This is a genomic window from Phenylobacterium sp., assembly GCF_024508875.1.
GTDB lineage: Bacteria > Pseudomonadota > Alphaproteobacteria > Caulobacterales > Caulobacteraceae > Phenylobacterium.
The window spans coordinates 1-21,598 of the sequence record NZ_JANINU010000105.1 but is presented as its reverse complement, the minus strand read 5'-3'; the positions used below and the strand labels follow the sequence as shown (position 1 = coordinate 21,598).

Annotated in this window: 22 protein-coding genes; 12 read left to right on the top strand and 10 right to left on the bottom strand. The window is 70.4% G+C overall.

Going from position 1 to position 21,598, the window contains the following annotated elements:
• Positions 1-39: 39 nt before the first annotated feature.
• Positions 40-3,387 carry a glycosyltransferase gene (locus Q0L11_RS09325; protein ID WP_296596863.1) on the bottom strand — a complete coding sequence of 1,116 codons (3,348 nt, stop codon included), beginning with the start codon at positions 3,385-3,387 and terminating at the stop codon, positions 40-42.
• A 73-nt stretch (positions 3,388-3,460) separates the two neighbouring features.
• The gene (locus Q0L11_RS09320) at positions 3,461-4,009 is read right to left on the bottom strand and encodes a DUF2306 domain-containing protein (RefSeq protein WP_296596862.1); all 549 of its coding nucleotides are present in this window, start codon (positions 4,007-4,009) and stop codon (positions 3,461-3,463) included.
• Positions 4,010-4,168: 159 nt separating this feature from the next.
• Here Q0L11_RS09320 and Q0L11_RS09315 point away from each other — a divergent pair, with 159 nt between their 5' ends.
• Positions 4,169-4,930: a LytTR family DNA-binding domain-containing protein gene (locus Q0L11_RS09315; protein ID WP_296596861.1), complete on the top strand. Its 762-nt coding sequence runs from the start codon at positions 4,169-4,171 to the stop codon at positions 4,928-4,930.
• A gap of 19 nt (positions 4,931-4,949) precedes the next feature.
• Here Q0L11_RS09315 and Q0L11_RS09310 read toward each other — a convergent pair whose 3' ends face one another.
• Entirely contained in the window at positions 4,950-5,489 is a 540-nt protein-coding gene (locus tag Q0L11_RS09310; protein WP_296596860.1) for a GNAT family N-acetyltransferase, read from the bottom strand.
• Between the two features lie 118 nt (positions 5,490-5,607).
• Here Q0L11_RS09310 and Q0L11_RS09305 point away from each other — a divergent pair, with 118 nt between their 5' ends.
• From Q0L11_RS09305 to Q0L11_RS09285, 5 genes are all read left to right on the top strand, one after another.
• Positions 5,608-6,894, top strand: coding sequence for a hypothetical protein (locus Q0L11_RS09305; protein WP_296596859.1), 1,287 nt, complete (start codon positions 5,608-5,610; stop codon positions 6,892-6,894).
• A 64-nt stretch (positions 6,895-6,958) separates the two neighbouring features.
• Positions 6,959-7,732 (top strand): 4-hydroxy-tetrahydrodipicolinate reductase, encoded by a 774-nt coding sequence (dapB, locus tag Q0L11_RS09300; RefSeq protein WP_296596858.1) that lies wholly within the window; start codon positions 6,959-6,961, stop codon positions 7,730-7,732.
• Positions 7,733-7,735: 3 nt separating this feature from the next.
• A complete protein-coding gene (locus Q0L11_RS09295; protein ID WP_296596857.1) occupies positions 7,736-9,175 on the top strand; it encodes an amidase family protein in 1,440 nt (479 codons plus the stop codon).
• Positions 9,176-9,600: 425 nt separating this feature from the next.
• Positions 9,601-9,915, top strand: a complete 315-nt coding sequence (locus Q0L11_RS09290; RefSeq protein WP_296596855.1) for a hypothetical protein — start codon at positions 9,601-9,603, stop codon at positions 9,913-9,915.
• Between the two features lie 118 nt (positions 9,916-10,033).
• A complete protein-coding gene (locus Q0L11_RS09285) occupies positions 10,034-10,477 on the top strand; it encodes a hypothetical protein (protein ID WP_296596854.1) in 444 nt (147 codons plus the stop codon).
• 148 nt (positions 10,478-10,625) lie between these two features.
• Here Q0L11_RS09285 and Q0L11_RS09280 read toward each other — a convergent pair whose 3' ends face one another.
• The 5 genes from Q0L11_RS09280 to coaBC are packed head-to-tail and all read right to left on the bottom strand — an operon-like array spanning position 10,626 to position 13,983.
• Positions 10,626-11,312, bottom strand: a complete 687-nt coding sequence (locus Q0L11_RS09280) for a hypothetical protein (protein ID WP_296596853.1) — start codon at positions 11,310-11,312, stop codon at positions 10,626-10,628.
• 56 nt (positions 11,313-11,368) lie between these two features.
• Complete coding sequence (locus Q0L11_RS24675) at positions 11,369-11,512, bottom strand: DUF6471 domain-containing protein (RefSeq protein WP_367183385.1); 144 nt, start codon at positions 11,510-11,512, stop codon at positions 11,369-11,371.
• A gap of 8 nt (positions 11,513-11,520) precedes the next feature.
• Entirely contained in the window at positions 11,521-12,294 is a 774-nt protein-coding gene (xth, locus tag Q0L11_RS09275) for an exodeoxyribonuclease III (protein WP_296596852.1), read from the bottom strand.
• A gap of 41 nt (positions 12,295-12,335) precedes the next feature.
• Positions 12,336-12,791, bottom strand: coding sequence for a dUTP diphosphatase (gene dut / locus Q0L11_RS09270; protein WP_296596850.1), 456 nt, complete (start codon positions 12,789-12,791; stop codon positions 12,336-12,338).
• A gap of 1 nt (position 12,792) precedes the next feature.
• Positions 12,793-13,983 (bottom strand): bifunctional phosphopantothenoylcysteine decarboxylase/phosphopantothenate--cysteine ligase CoaBC, encoded by a 1,191-nt coding sequence (gene coaBC / locus Q0L11_RS09265; RefSeq protein ID WP_296596849.1) that lies wholly within the window; start codon positions 13,981-13,983, stop codon positions 12,793-12,795.
• Positions 13,984-14,096: 113 nt separating this feature from the next.
• Here coaBC and Q0L11_RS09260 point away from each other — a divergent pair, with 113 nt between their 5' ends.
• Positions 14,097-14,654, top strand: coding sequence for a hypothetical protein (locus tag Q0L11_RS09260; protein ID WP_296596848.1), 558 nt, complete (start codon positions 14,097-14,099; stop codon positions 14,652-14,654).
• A 7-nt stretch (positions 14,655-14,661) separates the two neighbouring features.
• On the opposite strand, the gene ubiB is transcribed toward Q0L11_RS09260, so the two are convergent.
• Together ubiB and Q0L11_RS09250 are read right to left on the bottom strand one after the other, a co-directional pair.
• Positions 14,662-16,161 (bottom strand): 2-polyprenylphenol 6-hydroxylase, encoded by a 1,500-nt coding sequence (ubiB, locus tag Q0L11_RS09255; RefSeq protein WP_296596846.1) that lies wholly within the window; start codon positions 16,159-16,161, stop codon positions 14,662-14,664.
• Between the two features lie 5 nt (positions 16,162-16,166).
• On the bottom strand, positions 16,167-16,925 hold the full coding sequence (locus Q0L11_RS09250) for a class I SAM-dependent methyltransferase (protein ID WP_296596845.1): 759 nt from the start codon (positions 16,923-16,925) through the stop codon (positions 16,167-16,169).
• A gap of 130 nt (positions 16,926-17,055) precedes the next feature.
• Here Q0L11_RS09250 and mutM point away from each other — a divergent pair, with 130 nt between their 5' ends.
• The 5 genes from mutM to Q0L11_RS09225 all read left to right on the top strand — a co-directional run.
• Entirely contained in the window at positions 17,056-17,919 is an 864-nt protein-coding gene (mutM, locus tag Q0L11_RS09245) for a bifunctional DNA-formamidopyrimidine glycosylase/DNA-(apurinic or apyrimidinic site) lyase (RefSeq protein WP_296596844.1), read from the top strand.
• The gene (locus Q0L11_RS09240) at positions 17,919-18,791 is read left to right on the top strand and encodes a TraB/GumN family protein (RefSeq protein ID WP_296596843.1); all 873 of its coding nucleotides are present in this window, start codon (positions 17,919-17,921) and stop codon (positions 18,789-18,791) included. The genes mutM and Q0L11_RS09240 overlap by 1 nt, the downstream gene beginning before the upstream one ends.
• 31 nt (positions 18,792-18,822) lie before the next feature.
• Positions 18,823-19,602, top strand: coding sequence for an enoyl-CoA hydratase (locus tag Q0L11_RS09235; protein ID WP_296596841.1), 780 nt, complete (start codon positions 18,823-18,825; stop codon positions 19,600-19,602).
• Positions 19,603-19,738: 136 nt separating this feature from the next.
• Complete coding sequence (gene rpsT, locus Q0L11_RS09230) at positions 19,739-20,008, top strand: 30S ribosomal protein S20 (RefSeq protein ID WP_296596840.1); 270 nt, start codon at positions 19,739-19,741, stop codon at positions 20,006-20,008.
• 449 nt (positions 20,009-20,457) lie between these two features.
• The coding region (locus tag Q0L11_RS09225; RefSeq protein WP_296596839.1) for a DnaA/Hda family protein at positions 20,458-21,598 on the top strand (1,141 nt) is incomplete at its 3' end.

Here is a 21,598-nt window from a genome sequence, read left to right as displayed (position 1 = left end):
CCGCGTGAGTACGCGAAAGCCATCGAAGTTACCTCTAGGTCAGCCCACCTTATCGACCGCCACGCTGGCCCGCCGCTCCAGCTTGCCCCAGCCGACCCGCGCGCCGTGCAGCGCCGCGTCGATCGACTTGACCACGACATAGTACATGAGCTGGCGGTAGCCGAACCGCTGCACCGGCATCCAGATCAGGTCGCCCCAGGGCGCGCGCCGCTCCAGCGCCATCCCCGTCGCGCCGGCCGACAGGTCCAGCAGCACGAACGCGGCCCAGTAGAATATCGAGCGGTAGAGGTCGTCGGGCGACCACTCCACCGGATGGAATGCGAAGGCGTAGCCGGCCGAGATCAGGCTCCAGATCACCGCCAGGTCCACCAGCGGCGCGATGGCGGTCAGGACGATCTGGAACAGCCAGATCTGCGGCAGCGCCACGAAGCCCAGCACCGGGTGCTTCAGGCTGAACAGGGCCCGGCGGTGCTTCCAGATGCACTGCAGCGTGCCGAACGACCAGCGGAAGCGCTGCTTCAGCAGGCCGCCGACCGTCTCGGGCGCCTCGGTATAGGCCCGCGCCTCGGGATCGAACTCCACCTTCCAGCCCGCCCGCTGGATCGCCAGCGTCAGGTCCTGGTCCTCGGCCAGGGTGTCGGCCGGATAGCCGCCCAGGGCCGTGAGCGCGCTGCGCCGCCAGGCCCCGACCGCCCCGGGCACCACCGTGACCGCGCCCAGGGCGGCGAGCGCCCGCCGCTCCAGGTTCTGCGCCGTGACGTACTCCAGCGCCTGCCAGCGGGTGATGAGGTTGCAGCGGTTGCCGACGATGGCGTTGCCGGCCACCGCGCCGATCGCCGGGTCGTCGAACCAGCGCGCCAGCCGGCCCAGGGTGTCCGGCGGGAACTGGGTGTCGGCGTCCAGGGCCACGACGATCTCGCCGTGCGCCTGCGCCAGGCCGCGGTTGAGCGCCCGCGCCTTGCCGCCGTTCGGGAAGGTCATCAGCGCCACGCGCGGCTCGCCGGCGAAGGCGCGCTCCACGATCTCCGAGGTCTTGTCCGACGAGCCGTCGTCCAGCACCAGGATCTCGAGGTTCGTCCAGTCCGACGCCAGGATCCGGCGCACCGAGGCTTCGATCACCTTCTCCTCGTTGAAGCAGGGGATCAGCACGCTGATCAGCGGCCCCGCGCCCGGCGCCGGCATCGGCGGGGGCCGCAGGCGCAGGCTGTGCGTCACCGCCAGGACCGCGAGGAACAGCAGCCGCGCGACGCCCAGCGCGATCGCAGCCGTGAACAGCACGCGCAGCACGTCGTCGGCCGTGCGCAGGAAGCCGAAGCCGATGCGGTCCAGCGTCAGCTCCACCGTGCTGCGGTCCGCGGCCGGCATCACCTGGGCCGGCGTCATGCCCGCCAACTCGCCCACCGTGACCAGGCGGTAGCCGTGGGCGCGGATCGCGTCGATGAGTGCGGGCAGCGCCTCGACCGTGCGGCTGCGGTCGCCGCCGGAATCGTGCAGCAGCACCACCTGGCCGGGCCGCACCGTGTCGGCGAGCCGCGTGAGGGTGGTGTCGACGATGTGCCGCGGGTCCGGCTTCTTCCAGTCGTCCGGGTCGATGCGCAGGCCGACCGAGATGTAGCCCTGCGCCTGGCCGTCCAGCAGCGGCGCCACCTCCTGCGGGGTCGAGGGCTCGGCGTCCCCGAAGTAGGGCGCGCGGAACAGGCGCATCGAGCGCCCGGTGATCGTCTCGAACAGGCGCTGGGTGGCGGAAAGCTCCACCGCCGTCTCGGCCACCGGCACCTCGCCGATGTTCGGGTGGGTCCAGGTGTGGTTGCCCACGTTGTGGCCCTCGTCCACCTCCCGCGCCACCAGGTCGGGGTTCTCCGACATGTTCTTGCCGATCACGAAGAACGTGGCCGGCGCATGCTTGGCCTTGAGGATGTCCAGGATTTTCGGCGTCCAGCGCCGGTCGGGCCCGTCGTCGAAGGTGAGCGCCACCAGCCCGGGCCGCGCGCCGTAGCGCTCGATCACGTAGGAGGTCGGGTTCACGTCGTAGGTCTCGGCCGAGACCAGCCCCGTGGCCGGGTCCATCTGCAGCGTCCGGTGGCCGGCGCGCGGCGTGTTGGTCACCGCCAGCACCTCGCCCGTGCCGTCGAAATTCACGTCCTGGCCGGGGTTGAGGTTCGACAGGCCGTCCGCGCGCACCCCGCCGTAGGGATGGCGCATCAGCGTCCAGCTCAGGGGATCCTCGCCCCCCATCCGCCACAGCGCGTAGCCCAGCGGCCGGAAGCCGTCGGCCACCCGAAGCTGGTTGTGCAGCGTCACGGCGTCCAGGAACCACACCTCGTGCCGCCGCCCGGCGTCGTCCGCGTAGGCGAAGGTCGGGTTCAGCGAGGCGGCGTCCATGCTGGCGGTCGCGGCGCTGTCGTGGGCGATCTGGGTCGCCTCGGTGTAGGTCACCGCGTTCGCGGCGCCCTTCTGGCCCTTCTGCGGCAGCGTCCAGTCGTAGCCGTACGCGCCCAGCGCCACGATCGTCCGCGACGGGTCCAGCTTGCCCATCCACTCGGCCAGGTGCTGCTGGAACCAGTCCTGCCCGGCCGGCGGCCCGGGATCGCCGCCGCCCCAGTGCTCGTCGTAGGCCATCAGCACCACGGCGTCTGCCGAGGCCTGCAGCTTCTTCAGCGGCCAGGACTCGTCGTCGAACGGCGCGGTGACCCACACCTCGCGGCCCAGCGGCTTCAGCGCCGCCCGCGCCTGCCCGATGAACGCCGGATAGGCGGCCACCGCGGCCGGCGACAGGTTCTCCAGGTCGAAGACGTAGCCCGAGAACCCCTGCGCCTTCGCCAGCGCCACGAGCTGGTCCAGCATGGCCTTGCGGCGGGCGGGGTCGAGCAGGACGCGGTCGGCGGCGGGCCCGTTCCAGATCCCGTCCTTGGCGTTGTAGACGCCCGGCATCAGCGAGGGCTTGCTGTTCGAGGCCGCGATGATCGCCCGCGCCTCGGGGTCCTTGGTGACGTCCAGCTTGCCGTCCGCCGTCAGGCCCACCCACTGGGGCGAGACCACGTCCAACTGGTCCACGTGGGCCCGCAGGGACGAGCGCGAGGTCTCGTCCCACGAGACGTAGAAGCCCACGGCCAGCGGCCGGGCCGGGCCGCCCTCGTCGAGGTTCTTGGGGTGCGGCACCCGCGTCCAGGCGTGGCGGCCCTTCAGCCGGTGGGCGCTCTCCACGTGCAGCGCGCGCAGGACGTGCGGGTCCTTCAGCGTCACGCCCGGGATCCGCGGGGCGAAGGCCAGCGTGGCGAAGAACCCCGCCCCCATCAGCAGCGCCAGCGCGATCAGCAGTCCGGAGACCAGGCGCACCCAGCGCGAGCGGCGGCCGCTGGGATCGTGGAAGATGAGGTCGGCGGCCATGGCGAAGGCTAGGGCTCAGCTTGAGGTGCGCGCCCTATGATCGCCGACTGCGGCGGATTCCGGGCAGGCTCCGTTATCCGAAGAACATCATCCACATCGTCCGCCCCGGGATGAAGGCGATGAACAGGTTGATCGCGAAGCCGCCGTAGAAGAGGCCCATCATCGTGCGCCGGTGACGTGCGACATCGCGCCGCTTCACCCAGATCACCGCCAGCGGCAGCATCAGCAGGGTCCAGCCGGTGAACAGGTGCAGGATCGACCACTTGCCGTGGTTCAGGCTGGTGATGAACAGCGTGGCGCCGGCCGTGGTCAGCGCCAGCAGCACCCAGACCCAGCCCGCGATCCGGTGGAACAGCCGCCCCTTGCGGGCGAACATCAGCACCCCGCCCAGCACCAGCGCCGCCAGCGCCGCCAGCAGGTGGACCTTGATCGCCGGCGTCAGGCTCGCGAACAGCGCCATGTCCGGGGCATGCGGCCGGGCGCTCGCCGCCAGCGCGCCGACCGCCTTCCACGCGCCGCCCAGCGACAGCGCGACGATGATCACCACCGCGGCCATGGTGAGGCCGAAGCGGAGGCCGAAGCTCATCGGCTTGCGGGCCGGCGTTTGCGATTTGGGCGACATCCTTTATCTCCGAAGCTCGTCCTGGGGCGCGTCTCGCCGCCCCGTCGAAGCTGGTCATGGCGGGGGTCGGAGAGCGGTGCGAGCGGTGATGCGTCGGGCGACGGCCGGGCTTCGCGAAACGCCGCCGCGCGCCGCTCACGCTTCGCGAGCGGCGGCCGCATGACGCGCAAGTTCCGCTTCGGGCCCCACGACGACCTGCAGGGCTGGACCCGCGGACTGGCGGTGGCCGCCGCGGCCGGGGTCTTCCTCACCTTCTCGGGCGCCTTCGGCACCGACCGCGTCCAGCTCCCGGTCCGGTTCGGCTACTGGATGCTGATGATGGTGTCCGGCTACTTCATCGGCTCGTTCGTCGCCGGCTGGTTCTTCCGCTCGGGCCAGCGGCGGTCGGGCAACATGTGGCTGGACGCGGCGCTGGCCGCGCTGGTCATGTCGGTCCCCTTCACCTTCATCGTCTGGGTCGCCAGCCGCACGCTGCTGCGATCCGACATCCCCGTGGCCGGCATCCCGATCCTGTTCGGCTACGTCCTGCTCGTCGCCCTGGCGCTGACGGTCATCAACATGCTGATCGAGAGCCGCCGCGTCGCCATCACCGAGGCCAGTCCCGAGCCCCCGCGCTTCCTGGAGCGCCTGCCGCTGAAGCTGCGCGGCGCCGAAGTCTGGGCCGTGGAGGCCGAGGACCACTACCTGCGGCTCCACACCTCCCGGGGCCAGGACCTGATCCTGATGCGCCTGGCCGACGCCGTCGCCGAGCTGGAGGGGATCGAGGGCGCCCAGGTCCACCGCTCGTGGTGGGTCGCCCGCGACGCCATCGCCGACGCCCGCCGCGGCGACGGCCGCGCCACCCTGACGCTGAAGGACGGCTCCGAAGTTCCGGTCAGCCGCACCTACGCCGGCGTGCTGCGCGACAAGGGCTGGATCTGAGGACGCTCGGCGAGCCCCGTCAGCGCCGCCGCGCCAGCCACTCGTCCCGGCTCTGGCCCCAGCAGTCCACGGCCACGCTCATCGGCGGCGGCAGGGTCGCCTGGCGCAAGATGCGCGAGCCGAGCCGCTGCGCGACCTTCTGCGAGTTCGTGTTGGCGGGCTCGATGGTGTGGATCACCTCGGTCCAGCCGTGCGTGGCGAACGCCCAGTCGATGGTCGCGGCCGCCGCCTCGGTGGCGTAGCCCTTGCCCCAGCAGTCGCGGACGACGCCCCAGCCCACCTCCGTCCCCGGCCATCCCTCCGGCTGCCACGGGCCCACCCGGCCCACCCAGCGGCCGGTCTCCTTCTCGATGACCGAGAACATCGAATAGCCGCGGCTCAGCCACCCGCCGGCCATGACGCTCATGATCCGCCAGGCGCCGATCCGGTCCTGCACGCCCCCGATATAGCGCGCCGCCTCCGCGTCCGCGCAGAACGCCGCCCAGGCCTCGAAGTCGCCGGGCTCGGGCGCGCGCAGGATGAGGCGTTCTGTCTCCAGGACGGGGATTTCCAACGGCACGGTTTTGCCTCAATCTGTGGGCGGGAGAGAGTTCGGGGTTGGGGCAAGCTGAGCGGCGTCCGCCGTCGTCCGCCCCTGTCCGATGCGTCGAGGGACCCGGTGTATCAGGGGGCGCCTCATGACGCAGGTCGATTTCGAGCAACCATCGCAAGAGGTTCCGGCGCCGAAACCGTCTGGATCCGGCCGGATCGTGGCCGCCGGGGTGGTGGGAGCCCTGGCCTTGGGCGCGGGCCTAGGCCTCTGGGCGCGGCCCGCCTCGCCGCCCGAGCCGGTCGCGGGCCCGGTCGCGCCGGAGGCGCCGCGTCCGGCGCTGCAGATCGTCGTGGACGACGGCCCGGCCCCCATCGGTCCGCTGCTGGAGGTGCTGCCGGGCGAGCCGCCCGCGCCCGCCGCCGAACCCGCCCGTCCCGATCCGCCCGAGCTCCAGGCGCCCCGCCGCACGGCCGGCCTCATGAAGGTGGACGCCGTGGTGGCGGCCGAGCCCCTGCTGGCGCCCGCCGTGAAGATCGAGCCGAAGCTCCAGAAGGCGGCTTCGGCGCCCACGGAAGCGCCGATCCACAAGGCCGCGCCGCCGGTGCCCCTCCTCCCGCCGAAGGCCGACAAGCTCGCGGCCGCGAATGCGCGCGCGCAGGCCGACGCGGCGAAGGTGGAGCGGGCGAAGGTCGAGAAGGCGAAGGCGGAGAAGGCCAGGATCGAGCAGGCCAAGGCGGAGAAGACCAGGACCGAACAAGCCAGGGTCCAACGCGCCCGCGCCGAAAAGGCCAAGGCCGAGAAGGACGCGCGCCTCGCGAAGGCGGAGCGGGCCAGGTCCGAAAAGGCCGGAAAACTGGCCAAGGCTGACAAGGCCAAGGCGGCGAAGGCGAAGGCCACGAAGCTCGCCAAGGCCGATCCGCGGAAGCCCACCCCCGAAAGCCGGCGCCTCACAACCCTGGTCAAGGCGGTGAAGACGGCGCCCGCCCGGCTGAAGGCGGAAGTCGCGAAGAAGAAGGTCGAGGTCGCCCAGGCCCGGACGCCGCCCAAGGCGCAAAAGGCGTCGGTCCGCCCGGCCCCGGCCAAGGCCGCCGCGCCGAAGCCGCCCGCCCGCCGCCCGACGCCGGTGGGAAAGGGGCCCGTCGGCGAAGGACCGATGCGCGTGGCCCGCAACGACGCCTGCGCGGCCGGCGACCCCGGCGAGGCGGCGGTCTGCGCCGACCGGCGGCTGGGCGTCCGCGATCGCCAGCTCCAGCAGGCCTACCGCAACGCCGAGGCGGCCGGGGTGCCGGCCTCGGCCCTGCGGCGCCAGCAGGCCCGTTGGCTCCAGGCGCGCGCCGCGGCCGCCCGCGAGGCGCCCTGGGCGGTGGAGGACGTCTACGAGGCGCGCATCGCCGAGCTGAACGATCTGACCCGCGACGCGCGCGAGAACTGACGCCACGGTTGACCGCTACCCCGGCGCGCCTGCATTTGCGGCGGGCGCAACCGGAGACCCAGCCGTGCCCGATCCGATCCGTATCGCCATCGCCGGCGCCCTGGGCCGCATGGGTCAGGCGGTGGACAAGGCCGTGGCCGCCGACCCGACGCTGGCGCTGGCGGCGCGGTTCGACCGCCCCGGCGCGGACGGCCCGGGCATGGTGAGCGCGGACGAGGCCCTGGCCGCCGCCGACGTGGTTATCGACTTCACCACCCCCGCCGCGTCGGTGGACCTGGCGCGCAAGGCCGCGGACCACGACGTCGCCCTGGTGATCGGCGCGACCGGCGCCAGCGAGGAGCAGCGCGCCGCCATCGCCGAGGCGGCGAAGCGGACGCCCATCGTCTTCGCCGGCAACTATTCGCTGGGCGTGAACATGCTGATGGGCCTCGTCGCCCAGGCCGCCCGGGCCCTGCCCGCCGACGCCTACGACATCGAGGTCTTCGAGGCGCACCACCGCCACAAGGTGGACGCGCCGTCCGGCACCGCCCTGATGCTCGGCGACGCGGCCGCCAAGGGGCGGGGCGTGAAGCTGAAGGACGTGGCTCGCCATGCCCGCGACGGCATCACCGGAGAGCGCCCCATCGGCGAGATCGGCTTCTCGGTCCTGCGCGGCGGCGGCATCGTCGGCGAGCACAGCGTCACCTTCGCCGCCGAGGACGAGATCTTGACCCTGAGCCACTCCGGGCGCGACCGGGGCCTCTTCGCGCGCGGCGCGGTGGCGGCGGCCAAGTGGGTCGCCGGTCGGCCGCCAGGCCTCTACGACATGCAGGACGTGCTCGGCTTTTCGAAGGACTGACCGATGGCCGACCTCCTCGACCAGGACGCCACCAGCCAGCTCGTCGCCCTGGTCAGCAAGCGCATCTCGGCGGTGGAGCTGCTCAAGGCCGCGCTCGCCCGGCATGCCGAGACCCACGCCCGGCTCAACGCCGTGGTGATGGCCGACCCGGCCCGGGCGCTGGAGCGGGCCAAGGCCATCGACGACGCGCGCGTGCGCGGCGAGCCCCTGGGACCGCTCGCCGGCCTGCCCATGACCATCAAGGACACCTTCGACGTCGCCGGCATGGCGGCCTCCTCGGGTCTGGCCGAGTTCAAGCGGCGGATGACCGAGGACGCCTCGGCCGTCGGCCACGCCCGCCGGGCCGGGGCGGTGATCTGGGGCAAGACCAACGTGCCGGTGATGGCCGCCGACTGGCAGAGCGCCAACGCCCTCTACGGCGTCACCAAGAACCCCTGGGACGTCGCCCGCACGCCGGGCGGCTCGTCCGGCGGGGCGGCGGCGGCGCTCGCGGTCGGCGTGACGCCCCTGGAGATCGGCTCCGACATCGGCGGCTCCCTGCGCGTGCCCGCCAGCTTCTGCGGCGTGTTCAGCCACAAGCCCACCTGGGGCATGGTCAGCCAGCGCGGCCACGTGCCGCCCAGCCCCGGCTCGTTCGCCGAGCGCGACCTAAACGTGGTCGGCCCCATGGCCCGCTCGGCCCGCGACCTGCGCCTCCTGCTGTCCATCATCGAGAACGGCCCGCTGGCGCCCAAGGCGCCGCCCGCCGACCTGTCGGAAACCCGCATCGCGCTGTGGCTCGACGATCCGCTCTGCCCGCTGGACCCCCAGGTGCGCGCCGTGATGCAGACCTTCGCCGACGAGTTGCGCGCCGCCGGCGCCGAGGTCGAGACCATCCCCAGCCCGGTCGACATGCGCGCCCTGCTGCACGCCTACCAGACCCTGCTGGGCGCCGTGCTGGGCGAGGACCTGCCGCCGCGCACGATGCGCGGCATGGAGCGGGCCCGCTTCTTCATGCGGGGGGCGGTGGAGAAGGCCGGGCCCCTGTCGAACGCCGCCATGGTGATGGCCTACACCGCCCGGCACACCGAGTGGATGGCCGCCGACGCCGTGCGGGCGCGCCTGCGCTCCGAGATCGACGCCACGTTCGACAAATACCACGCCATCCTGGCCCCCATCGCGCCCGTGCCGCCGTTCCCGCACGACAAGCGCCCGTTCCAGCGGCGCTCGCTCGCCACCTCGGATGGCCGCACCATCCCCTACAATTCGATGCTCACCTGGATTTCGGTCGCCACCGCCCTGCGCCTGCCGGCCACCGCGGTCCCCGCCGGCCTCACGCCCGCCGGCCTGCCCGTCGGCGCCCAGATCATCGGCCCCCACGCCGGCGACGCCAAGACCCTCGCCATCGCCCAGGCCATCGACGAAAACGTCCGCGGCTTCGTCAGCCCCCCGCCAGCGGCGTAGGCGGCGCCCTCCTCTCCCCCCGCGAAGCGAGAGGGGAGAGGGCAGGGAGAGGGGCGACGCAGGCCTGAACGCTTGCGCGCCGGTTCGGCCATCACCCAAAGCGGTGTTCAGGCGTAGCGCTTGCAGTCTGAAGCACGCCAGCCCCGGCGCTCCTGTGGGCCCTGGCTGAAACCCGAGCGGCGGCGGCGCGTCCCGCGTCGCCCCTCTCCCCTCTCTTCCCCCGGCTCGAAGCCGGGGTCGGGGGAGAGGAGGAGTCGCTGTGCTTTGCTCGTAGCGTCAGTCGCCTTCCAGGCGCTCGGTTCGCACGGTTCTTAGGTCAGCTAACCGAAAGCTAGAATGTGGAAGGTCGGCTTTCCACCCTTAGCGGACTCTTCATCCCGCGTCGGCCACCCTTGCCCATCCAAGTTGCCGAAGCGCTTGACGAGATGAAGTTCGACATCAGCGTCATGATTTTCTCGAACTCATGGACTCCATGGGGGGACACAGATGGGTGTCTCAGCTTGGCAAGAGAACCCTCAGTAGGCGACCTTATCGAGCCGTTGTGCAGTCATCCGATCCTGCGCACGTCGCTGGGTGAAGGGGCCTTCTTCGTGACCCACGTCATCGACCCGATCCAAGACGGGGGAAATCGCCGCATTCTGTGTGAGTACATCGTCGCGAAGTCTGCACAGGCGGCAGACGACGCGGCGCTGGCCCTCGAAAGGGACTTCGGCTTCACCTGCATCCCATACGAGTGGTGACGGTGCCCTCCTCGCCCCCGGCGAAGCGAGAGGGGAGAGGGTAGCCCCCCATTAGACCCATTGTGGAAGCTTATTCCCGAACCAAACATAGGCCGCAGCGACCATTCGGATTGATTTGGTGAGTGCGACAACCTTTCCGTTTCACGACGGCTATCTCGCGTCGATCTCGGTCGCCGAGGGAGAGGCTGTCTTAGGCCTCAAGCAAGCAGACGGTACGGCGTACCGGATGACACTCGCGGGCCTGCAGGCGCTCAGCATCGATGGTTTCCGCGAAGGCAACATCATCATGCGCATTTGGTCGGTTACAGGCAAAAGTCTGGACGCGGACGACGTGCCGACCGACACAGTCCGAGAAGCTATGGAGATACTGTTTCCAGGGCCGTACCCAATCGCAGAAGCCCACTACCACAGGCGGCATGAGGAGTTTCTCGCGGTCAAGCTCGATCAGGTTGCCAAGGGCGAGGCCGCCCTCGTCTTCATAGAGCCGGCTTATGGAGCCGACCTGCTGGCGTTCTGCTCATCGGTGGCTCTCGATCGGTTCCCTTCCGGAAGCGATGGCTAACCACCCGCTCGCTGACGTTCGGAGCGTCCGCTAAAGGGCAACGATGCGGGTAGTATTCAGCAAACACGCCAAGCACACGGCGACCACGCCTGCATCGGGTGGCTGGCGTCATCGGAAGCGGTGACGCAGGATGTAGTGGCGGTTCACCTTAGGTCGACGAGTTGCCCTCCTCGCAGGGGCTCACACCGTGGTCAGTTCGGCTTCGCACGAGATACCGAAAGTCGGTCTGTCGGGATTTTCCAAAGGCGTCCCGATAGTGGAGCGCTCCATGAATATAGAGCGCGGTTCCGCCATGACCGAAGCGCTGAGGGCTCGGATCATCCCATTCGGCAAAATGGATGCTCATTCGACCAGCTTCAGCGTTTGGGGCGAGGTCAAAGCGACTTTCGTATCGAACCGGCACCGACAGCGCTTCAGTGAGCGGCAAATCTCTGACGCTGCCGGCGCGTTCGATCCAGAGGTCGTAAGCTGGTGTTTGCCCGTGGTTGTGGAACACTAACTCCACGCGTTCGCCATCTTGGTCGCTTCTATAGACTGCTTTCGAGATGTAGACGTAAGCACGCAGTTGGCGCTCTGAGGAGTCGCGCGTTTCCCTCAACGTCTCCTCAGCGGTTTTCCAAGCCAACCGGGCATAGTGGACGGTGTAACCCACCCCCGCGACACCGAAGAGGCCAACCATCAACTGGAAGACCGCTACATCAAGGGCCGCGTCTGTATTCCAGGCCTGCCATGCGTCGGCCCAACTGGGGCGCTGCTGCTCGTAACTGCGGGGTTTCTCCTGTGGATCATACTCGCCATAGGCGTGGTGGAGGCTTCGAGAAAACGTGGAGCGCACCTGCCATGCACAAAACGAAAGAATGGTCGCGCAAAGAAGAAGAGCCCCTAGGACAACTAGTCCTCGGTGCGCAGGGCGCTCACGCGTATCGCTGTCAGACATTGGATCAGAAATGCCGCCGTAAACCCCCACCGGCTGATTTTATTGCGCAGGTTGGCTTCGGAGTCTCGCGCTCCGGGTGCGATCAACTTCTCGACCACCGCCGCCCTCAGTCCTCGATCTCGATCCAGACCGCCGCGTGGTCGCTGGCGCCGTCCCGCGCCCGGAACGCGCGGTCGACGCCGGCGTCCTTGAGCGCCGGCGCGAGGGTCGGGCTCAGCAGCAGGTGGTCGATCCGCAGGCCGGCGTCCCGCTCCAGCGCCCCGCGCCAGTACTTCCAGAACGTGTAGACCGTCTCGTCCGGGAACTGCGCCCGCAGGGCGTCGGTCCAGCCCTGCGCCAGCAGGCGCTGATAGGCCGCCCGCACGTCCGGATGGAACAGGGCGTCGTCCAGCCAGCGTTCCGGCGCATAGACGTCGCGTGGCTCGGGGATGATGTTGAAGTCGCCGGCCAGCACCACCGGATGGCCGCTCGCCAGCAGGCCCGCGGCGTGGGTCTCCAGGCGCTCCAGCCAGCGCCTCTTGAACTCGAATTTCGGGCCCGGCTGCGGGTTGCCGTTCGGCGCGTAGAGCGAGGCGACGATCACGCCGTTGACGGCCGCCTCGATGTAGCGGCTCTGCACGTCGGTCTTGTCGCCCGGCAGGCCCCTGCGGGTCGCGACCGGCTCGCAATCGCGGGCCAGGATCGCCACGCCGTTCCACCGGCTCTGGCCGTGCCAGATCGCGCCATAGCCCGCGCGCCGCAACTCGGCCTGCGGAAACCGCTCCTCCGGCGCCTTCAGCTCCTGCAGGCAGACGACGTCCGGCCGGGTCTCGGCCAGCCAGGCCAGCAGGCTTTCCAGCCGGCCGTTCACCCCGTTCACATTGTAGGTCGCAATCCGCACGCAGCGGTGAGAACTGCGAAAGGCCCAGCTCGTTCCGCGCGTCAGCTCGCGCCGGTGGATCCGAAGCCGCCGGCGCCGCGGGCGGTCTCGTCGAGGCTCTCGACCTCGGTCCAGCTCGCCTGCACCACCGGCGCGATCACGAGCTGGGCGATGCGGTCGCCGCGGCGGATCGTGAAGGCCTCGGGCCCGTGGTTGATCAGGATCACCTTCACCTCGCCCCGGTAGTCCGCGTCGACCGTGCCCGGCGAGTTCAGGCAGGTGATGCCGTTCTTGAACGCCAGACCGGAACGCGGCCGCACCTGCGCCTCGAAGCCGGCCGGCAGCGCGAACGCCAGCCCGGTCGGCACCGCGAACCGGTCGCCGGGATGCAGCACCAGGGGCTCGTCCGCCGGAACCGCGGCGCGCAGGTCCATCCCCGCGGCCTGCGCCGTCTCGTAGGCCGGCAGCGGGATGTCCTGGCCGTGCGGCAGGCGGGTGATCGGGACGGTGGGGGACACGCTAGAATTCCTCGGCGATGCGGGCGGCCAGCCGGCGGGCGACCTCGCCCTTGGCCATGCGGTCCCATCGCTCGATTCCGCCCGCCGAGACTATGGCGACGGCGTTCTGGTCGCCGCCCATGGTCCCTTCGACGCTGACGTCGTTGGCGACGATCCAGTCGCAGCCCTTCTTGGCCAGCTTGGCCTGGGCGTAGGCCTCCACGTCGTTGGTCTCGGCGGCGAAGCCGACCACCAGCTTCGGCCGCGTCTTGGCCTTGGAGAGCGTCGCCAGGATGTCGGGGTTCTCCACGAGCGCGATGGCCGGCGGCCCGCCGTCGCTCTTCTTGATCTTGCCCCCGCCCACCGTTTCCGGGCGCCAGTCGGCCACGGCGGCGACGCAGACCGCGATGTCGGCCGGCAGCGCGGCCTCGCAGGCCGCCAGCATCTCGCGCGCCGTCTCGATGTTCACCCGCTTCACCCCCGGCGGGGCGGAGAGCGCCGTCGGGCCGCTGACCAGCGTCACCTCGGCGCCCAGCGCCGCGAGGGCCGAGGCGATGGCGTAGCCCTGCTTGCCCGACGAGCGGTTCGAGAGATAGCGCACCGGGTCGATTGGCTCGGCGGTCGGGCCGGCGGTTACGATCGCGCGCTTGCCCGCGAGCGGCCGCGCCGCTGCGCCCGACAGCGCGTTCAGGATCGCCTCCAGGATCGCCGGCGGCTCGGCCATCCGGCCCGGCCCGAACTCGCCGCAGGCCATGGCCCCCTCGTCCGGCCCCACGAACAGCACCCCGTCGGCCTTGAGGGTCTCGACGTTCCGCCGGGTCGCCGCGTGCTCCCACATGCGCACGTTCATCGCCGGAGCCATCAGCACCGGCTTGTCGGTGGCGAGGATCGTGGTCGAGGCCAGGTCGTTCGCGTGGCCGTTCGCCGCCTTCGCCATCAGGTCCGCCGTCGCCGGCGCCACCACGACCAGGTCGGCCGAGCGCGACAGCTCGATGTGCCCCATCTCGGCCTCGTCGGTGAGACTGAACAGCTCGGAATAGACCTTGTCCTCGCTGAGCGCCGACAGGCTGAGCGGCGTGACGAACTCGTGCCCCGCCTTGGTCAGGATCGGCCGCACGCCCACCCCCGCCTTGCGCAGCAGCCGGGTCAGTTCCAGCGCCTTGTAGGCCGCGATCCCGCCGCCGACGATGAGGAGAACCCGCTGCTCGGCCAAGGCCCGACACCCCGTGAAAGAGGGCTCCGATGTAGGTCATCCGGAGAGACTCGACAAACGCCCGAGCTTGTGTTCTTTCTTTGTTCCATCTCGACCATAGGATGGGGACCGAGATGCTGAAATCGAAGATTGTCCTGCTGCTCGCCGGCGCCGCCCTGGCCCTAAGCGCGTGCGACAACGGCCCTTCGGCCGTCGCGCCCAAGCAGGCCGCCGGGACCCAAATGGCGTCCAACGAGACGCCTACATCTTCTGCAACGTCTTTCGACGACGATCAGGGCGCGCGGCGGGAGGATCATCGCCGCGATCCGGTTCCGGAAGTCGACGGCAAGCCGATGTGGTCGGCCAGCCGCAAGTTCTCGGCCCAGCAGAACGCCCAGCGCGCCTTCGACCGCAACGGCCGCGCCTTCGGCGCCGACAGCGTCGACGAGTTCGTCAGCAAGGCCCACGGCTTCGTCAGCCATCCGCCGAAGGGCACGCTGACACTGACGCGCAAGAACGGCGACAGGCTGTTCTACGACCCCAAGGGCAACGTCTTCGCCGTCGCCAGCAAGGCGGGCGCGCCCCGCACCATGTTCAAGCCCGACGAGGGCATGGCCTATTGGGAAGAACAGAAGGCCCGCGAAGCCCGCCGCCAGGCCAGCCGCCGCAACCGCGACGACGACGAGGCGTAGCGAAGCCCTACCCCAGCCACATCCCGGCCAGGAACGCCGCGCCGGCCACGGCGGCGCCCAGCGCGAACCAGAGCAGCGCGGCGGGCCGCTCCGGCTCAGCCTCCACCACCACGGCCGGCTGCGGCTCGGCCGCCATCCGGGCGATGTTGCGAAGCGCGGTCTCCGCCTCGGCCGCGAACTGCTTCACCCGGCTCACCGGCGACAGTTCGCGGGCGATCCAGCGGCGGACCACCGGCTCGGAGGCGGCCCAGATGTCGTGCTCGGGATCGATGCGGCGGGCCACGCCCTCGACCGTCATCATCGTCTTCTGCAGCAGCACCAGCTCGGGCCGCAGGTGCATGTCGTAGAGCGCGGTGATCTCGAAGAGCTGGGTCAGGACGCGGCTCATGGCCACCGCGTTGGCCTTTTGGCCGAACACCGGCTCGCCCACCGCCCGCAGCGCCTGGGCGAACGCCGCCACACTGTGCTTGCGCGGCACATAGCCGGCGTCGAAATGCACCTGGGCGACCCGCGGATAGTCGCGCTGCAGGAAGCCCCACAGGATCTCGGCCAGGTAGCGCCGCTCAACGGGACCCAGCCGCCCCACGATCCCGAAGTCGACCGCCGTCAGCTTCGCCGGCGCGGCGGCGAACAGGTTCCCCTCGTGCAGGTCGGCGTGGAAGACGCCGTGGTCCAGCGCCTGGGCCAGGAACGCGCGGGTCAGGTTGTCGGCGAGGGCCTTGCGGTCCAGGCCCGGCTGGCTCAACGCCGCCTCGTCCGACAGCGGCATGCCGTCCGCCCATTCCATGGTCAGCACGCGCTTGCCGACGCCCTCCCACAGCACCTTCGGCGCCGACATGTAGCCGTCCCGCGCCATCACCTCGGCCAGCTCGTCGGCCCCGGCGGCTTCGAGGCGCAGGTCCAGCTCCAGCTCGGTGGCGCGCACCACCGTCTGCGCGAACTTCACCGGCTCCAGGCGTCGCAGCGGCGCCGCGATGCGCTCGATCAGCCGCGCCGCCAGCTCCAGCACCGCCGAGTCGGCGGCCACGCGCCGCTCGATGCCCGGCCGCAGCACCTTGACCGCCACACGGCGACCGTCCGGCAGAGCGGCCTCATGCGCCTGGGCCAGGGACGCGGCGGCGACGGGCGCGCTGAGCCCCACGAAGATCTCGTCCGCCGGCCGGCCAAGTTCCTGCGCGATCAGCGCCCGCGCCTCGGGCATGGGAAACGGCGGTAGCCGATCCTTCAGATGGCCCATGTCCTCGGCGAACTGGCGGCCGAAGATATCGCCGCGCGTGGAGAGGAGCTGACCCAGCTTGATCGCCACGGGCCCGAGGCCTTCCAGCGAGCGGGCCAACCGCTCGCCCGGCCGCCCGCTGCGCCGCGTCGCGAACAGGCGCAGGCTATTCGCCGCCAACCGCACCATGGGCGAGTAGTAGGCGTCGAGTTCGCGCGGCAGCAGGGCGTCATTGCGGACCAGCGTCCACCCGGCTCCGAAAAGCCGCACATAGGCGCCCAGCGACGACATCGGCCTCAGATCGCCCGGCCGGTATGGAGCGCGGCGACGCCGCCGGCGAAGTTGGTCCAGCCGACCTGGCCGAACCCGGCGTCCGAGATCATCGCGGCGAACGTCCGCTGATCGGGGAACCGGCGGATGCTCTCGACGAGATACTGATAGCTGTCGCGGTCGTTGGCGACGCGCGCGCCGATCTCGGGAATCACCTTGAAGGAATAGGCGTCGTAGGCCGCCCGCAGCGCCTCGGTGGTCGGACGCGAGAACTCCAGGCAGAGGAAGCGGCCGGCCGGCTTCAGCACCCGCCGCGCCTCGCGCAGGGCCGCGGGGATGTCCGTGACGTTCCGGATGCCGAAGCTGATCACATAGGCGTCCGCGCAGGCGTCGGGCAGCGGCAGCCGCTGGGCGTCGCCAACCGCCCACGCCATCTCCGGCAGCGAGCCCTTCTCCCGGCCCGCCATGATCATCTCGGCGTTGTAGTCGACCACGAAGACCCTGGCGTCCTCGCCGCCGCGGCGCTCCTGGACCTTGCGGGCCATCTTCGAGAAGCGGCGCGCCATGTCGCCGGTCCCGCCAGCGCAGTCGACGATCACCTCTCCGGGCTGCGGATTGAGCCGGGCGGCCACCGCGTCCTTCCAGAGCCGGTGCACGCCACCGCTCATCAGGTCGTTCATCAGGTCGTAGCGCTTGGCCACGCGGTCGAAGACGCCGCGCACGAGCCCGGCCTTCTCGGAGGCGTCGACGTCGCGGAAGCCAAAGGTGGCGGAAGGTCCCGTCATGGCGCTGCTCTTAGCCTCCCGGAGTGCGCCCGGAAAGGCGCAGTCCGATCTCGAGCTCTCTTTCGCCATTCCGAAAGCGGGATCGCCAAGGGCCTTGGCGCGCCAGCGATGCCGTGCCAAGCCAGCGCCCATGCCTGAGTTGCCGGAAGTCGAGACGGTGCGGGGCGGCCTGGCGCCCGTGCTGGAGGGCCACCGCCTCGCCCGCGTGGAAGCCCGCCGGCCCGACCTGCGCTTTCCGCTGCCCCCGAACTTCGTCCAGATCCTAACCGGCGCCACGATCCAGAAGCTGGAACGGCGAGCGAAATACCTCCTCGCGCGCCTGGATCGCGAGGACACGCTGGTCATGCACCTCGGCATGAGCGGCCGCTTCGAGATCGCCCGTCCCGAGGGCGACGAACGGCCGGGCCGCTTCCACTACGCGCCGGATCCGGATCCCAAGCACGCCCACATCGTGTTCGAGACCGAGGCCGGCGCGCGGGTGACCTATTACGACCCGCGGCGGTTCGGCTACATGGCGCTGGTCAACACCGCGACCCTGCCCCTGCACCCGTGGTTCGCCGGGCTGGGCCCCGAGCCGCTGTCCGACGCCTTCGACGCCCGCCGCCTCAAGGAGGCCTTCGCCGGCCGCAAGCAGGGGCCGAAAACCCTGCTGCTCGATCAGAAGATCGTCGCCGGCCTCGGCAACATCTACGTCTGCGAGGCGCTGAACCGCGCCAAGATCTCCCCGTTCCGGCCGGCCGGCGGGATCAGCGCGGCGCGGCTCGGCAGGCTGGTCCCCGAGATCAAGGCCGTGCTGCAGGAGGCCATCGCCGCCGGCGGCTCCACGTTGCGTGACTTCGCCCAGGCGGACGGCGCGCTGGGTTATTTTCAGCACCGGTTCCGGACCTACGACCGCGAGGGCCAGCCCTGCTGCAATCCCGGCTGCCCCGGCGTGATCGACCGTCAGGTCCAGGCCGGCCGCTCCACCTTCTTCTGTCCGGTGTGCCAAACCTGATGCGTATCCTCGCGGGCCTGCTGGCCGCCCTTGTCCTCGCGCTGCCCGCCGCCCCGTCGCCGGCAAGGGCGGCTCCGCCCGTTTGGGTGGTCCGTGACGCCGACTCCGAGATGGTCCTCTTCGGCTCGATCCACGTGCTGCCCCCAGGGCTGGCCTGGAGCCCGCCGACGCTGGACGCCGCGCTCAAGCAGGCCGACGATCTTTGGTTCGAACTGCCGCCCGGGCCGGTCGCCGAGCAGGAGATCGCCCGGCTCGCCGCGACCACGGGCGTGCTCCCGCCGGGCAAGTCGCTGTTCGCCCTGCTGACGCCGAAGGACGCCGAGTTGCTGCTCCGGGCGGCCGAGGAGCTAGGGGTCGACAAGGCGACCCTGGACCGCCTGGAGCCCTGGCTGGCCGAGGTGGCGATCGCCGCCGCCTCGTATCGGGCCGCCGGCGCCGACACCGACAATGGCGTGGAGAAGTCCGTGGAAGGCGCGACGCCGTCCCGGGTGAAGCGCGCCGCGTTCGAGACGCCGGCCGAACAGCTCGGCCTCTTCGACAACTCGCCGCTGGACGAACAGATCGCCTCGCTGAACCAGACCGTGCGGGAGCTGGCCGAAGACCCGGACGCCTACGGCAAGCTCGTCCGGGCCTGGATGGCCGGCGACACGCGCGTCTTGGACGATGAGGCGCTCGAACCCATGCGCAAGGCCTCGCCCGCCCTCTTCAAGCGCCTGGTGACCGATCGCAACGCGCGCTGGATCGGCCGGCTGGAGACCCGCCTCAAGGGCAAGGGTCGGACCGTGGTGGTGGTCGGCGTCGGCCACTTGATAGGTGAAGGCGGCCTGCCCTCCCGCCTGCGCGCGCTTGGCTATTCGGTCACAGGGCCTTAAGCGGCTCCGCACCGAAGCGAGAGAGCGCCCCATGAGCTACGAGACCCTGATCGTTGAGACGCCGGCCGCCGGCGTGACACTGATCCGCCTGAACCGGCCCGAGGCGCTGAACGCGCTGAACAGCCAGCTTCTCGGCGAACTGGGCCAGGCGCTGCAGGCGGCCGAGGCCGACACGGGCGTGCGCTGCGTGGTGCTCACGGGTTCGGACCGGGCCTTCGCTGCGGGCGCCGACATCAAGGAGATGTCCGACAAGTCCTACGCCCAGATGTTCGCCGCCGACTTCTTCGGCCAGGCGGGCCGCCGGGTCGAACAGTTCAGGAAGCCGATCATCGCCGCGGTGGCGGGCTACGCCCTGGGCGGCGGCTGCGAGCTGGCGATGCTCTGCGACTTCATCATCGCCGCCGAAACCGCGAAGTTCGGCCAGCCCGAGATCAACCTGGGCGTCATGCCGGGGATCGGCGGCACCCAGCGCCTGCCGCGCGCGGTTGGCAAGGCCAAGGCCATGGACATGGTGCTGACCGCCCGGATGATGGACGCCGCCGAGGCCGAGCGGGCGGGCCTGGTCTCGCGCGTCGTGCCGGCCGGCAAGCTGCTGGACGAGGCCCTGGCGGCCGCGAGCAAGATCGCCGGTCAGTCGCCGTTGGCCGTCATGATGAACAAGGAGCTGGTGAACACCGCCTTCGAAACGACGCTTAGCACCGGCGTGGCGGTGGAGCGGCGCCTGTTCCACTCCCTGTTCGCCTTCGACGACCAGAAGGAAGGGATGGCCGCCTTCGTCGAGAAGCGGAAGCCGGACTTCAAGGGAAGCTGAACCTCAGGCCAGCGCGGTGCATAGAGTCGCGCCGGACGGCATTGACCCGCCCGGCCGGTTTCAGTATATCCGCGCCTCCAATTTCGCCCGTCCGGCCAAACCGGGCGCGCTATCCGTTTATTGAGAGCTCAATCGAATGGCCAATACGCCCGGCGCCAAGAAGGCGGTCCGCAAGATCGCCCGCCGCACCGAAGTGAACACCGCCCGCCGGTCGCGCGTTCGCACCTTCCTGCGCAAGTTCGAAGAGGCCGTGGCCTCGGGCGACGCCGGCGCCGCCAAGGCCGCCTTCGTGGAAGCCCAGTCGGAGCTGATGCGCGCGGTCGGCAAGGGCGTCGTGCACAAGAACACCGGCTCGCGGAAGGTCTCGCGCCTGTCCGCCCAGCTCAAGAAGATGTCGGCGGCCTAAGGCCCCGCGTGGAGGCGCCCGGCGCCTCCGCTTCGAGCTTTGCCGTAGAGGGCGGATTTACCCTCGTTAGCCTCTAGGAATTCTGATCAGCGGCGCCCTCTCGGGCGCTGCTTTTTTGTGCGTGGAATTGGGCTTTCGGATGCGCCCCCTGCGACCGATTTGCTCAGTCTCCGCACTCGGTTTTTGGCCTTTCCCTTGGACTGAAAAGGCTCCCTGCCGAGTCAACAGAAATAAGTCTCGACGGCGAAAAGAATCACCGTTGACCCCCTAGGGGCCCTCATTAGTGTCGGGGGTCTTACAGGCGTCTTTGACTTGATCCCGGCCGAAACCGGGACGGCGGCGGACCACATGTGTTCGGCGAACAAGAACCTGTTTGCATTGAGTAATCGCGTCTGTCGGGGGGTTCGGGGCCCTGGCTTGTCCTTGTTTGGTTCTATGGGGTTTGAGGGATGACAAGCGGGGGGGCTGCGGGAGCTATGGCAAGCGCGCCGGCAATGGCCGTGTGGAGCAAGACCTGCCAGGTTCTGAAGCGCGAGCTGGGTGACGCGACATTCGGCTCCTGGCTGGGCCAGGCGGCGCTGCGCGAGTCCGGGGACGAGGTGTGCGTGGTCGCTGCGACCGGTGTCGCGCGCGACTGGATCCGCCACAACGCCTGGCGCCGGATCGGCGAACTCTGGGCGCAGAACGACCCGCTGGGTCGGCGCCTGGACCTGAAGTCGCGCATGGAGGTCGAGGCCGCCTCGATGACCACGCGGCCGGTCGCCGCCAACGGCCCGGTGGTGAGCGCGCCCGCGCCGCTCGGCGCGGCCCAGGCGGCCGCCCAGACGGCCGAAGTGTTCGAGATAGAGGTGGAGGCCGCCGCGCCCGTCACCGCCCGCCAGGGACGCCTCCAGGGCCTCCAGGAGCGATACTCGTTCGAGAACTTCGTGGCGGGGCCGGCGAACGAGTTCGCCTTCGCCGTCGCCCGCCGGGTGGCCTCGTGGGCGGACGGCCACTTCAACCCGGTGGTCTTCCACGGTCCCTACGGCTTTGGGAAGACCCACCTGCTGAACGCCCTGGCCTGGGAGGCCATGCGCACGGGCAATGGGAAGCGGGTGGTGTATCTCTCGGCCGAGCGGTTCACCTCCACCTTCGTCAACGCCCTGCAGACCCGACAGACCGCCGCCTTCAAGGAAGAGCTGCGCAACGCCGACCTGCTGCTGATCGACGACGTCCACTTCGTGGCCGGCAAGACCCAGACCCAGGAAGAGCTGTTCCACACGCTCATCGCCCTGGTCGAGGACGGCCGCCGCGTGGTGCTGACTGCAGACCGCTCGCCCACCGAGCTCAGCGAGATGGAGCCGCGCCTGCGTTCGCACCTGCAGGCGGGCCTCGTCTGCGGCATCGAGCCGGCCGACCGCCACCTGCGGCTGGGCATCCTGGAGCGCAAGCTGAACACCCTGGCCCAGGCTGGCGGCTTCGTGCCCGCCGCCCGGCCCGAAGTCCTGCAGTTCCTGGCCGACCGCTTCACCGACAGCGTGCGCGAGCTGGAGGGGGCCCTGAACACCCTGGTGGCCCGGGTGGGCGGCGACATCGCCCGCCTGACCCTGG

Bases quoted from the DNA above. Each gene is read 5' to 3' on its own strand.
- Q0L11_RS09325 (WP_296596863.1), bottom strand. From the start codon at position 3,387: ATGGCCGCCGACCTCATCTTCCACGATCCCAGCGGCCGCCGCTCGCGC.
- Q0L11_RS09320 (WP_296596862.1), bottom strand. From the start codon at position 4,009: ATGTCGCCCAAATCGCAAACGCCGGCCCGCAAGCCGATGAGCTTCGGC.
- Q0L11_RS09315 (WP_296596861.1), top strand. From the start codon at position 4,169: ATGACGCGCAAGTTCCGCTTCGGGCCCCACGACGACCTGCAGGGCTGG.
- Q0L11_RS09305 (WP_296596859.1), top strand. From the start codon at position 5,608: ATGACGCAGGTCGATTTCGAGCAACCATCGCAAGAGGTTCCGGCGCCG.
- Q0L11_RS09295 (WP_296596857.1), top strand. From the start codon at position 7,736: ATGGCCGACCTCCTCGACCAGGACGCCACCAGCCAGCTCGTCGCCCTG.
- Q0L11_RS09290 (WP_296596855.1), top strand. From the start codon at position 9,601: ATGAAGTTCGACATCAGCGTCATGATTTTCTCGAACTCATGGACTCCA.
- Q0L11_RS09260 (WP_296596848.1), top strand. From the start codon at position 14,097: ATGCTGAAATCGAAGATTGTCCTGCTGCTCGCCGGCGCCGCCCTGGCC.
- ubiB (WP_296596846.1), bottom strand. From the start codon at position 16,161: ATGTCGTCGCTGGGCGCCTATGTGCGGCTTTTCGGAGCCGGGTGGACG.
- Q0L11_RS09250 (WP_296596845.1), bottom strand. From the start codon at position 16,925: ATGACGGGACCTTCCGCCACCTTTGGCTTCCGCGACGTCGACGCCTCC.
- mutM (WP_296596844.1), top strand. From the start codon at position 17,056: ATGCCTGAGTTGCCGGAAGTCGAGACGGTGCGGGGCGGCCTGGCGCCC.
- Q0L11_RS09240 (WP_296596843.1), top strand. From the start codon at position 17,919: ATGCGTATCCTCGCGGGCCTGCTGGCCGCCCTTGTCCTCGCGCTGCCC.
- Q0L11_RS09235 (WP_296596841.1), top strand. From the start codon at position 18,823: ATGAGCTACGAGACCCTGATCGTTGAGACGCCGGCCGCCGGCGTGACA.
- rpsT (WP_296596840.1), top strand. From the start codon at position 19,739: ATGGCCAATACGCCCGGCGCCAAGAAGGCGGTCCGCAAGATCGCCCGC.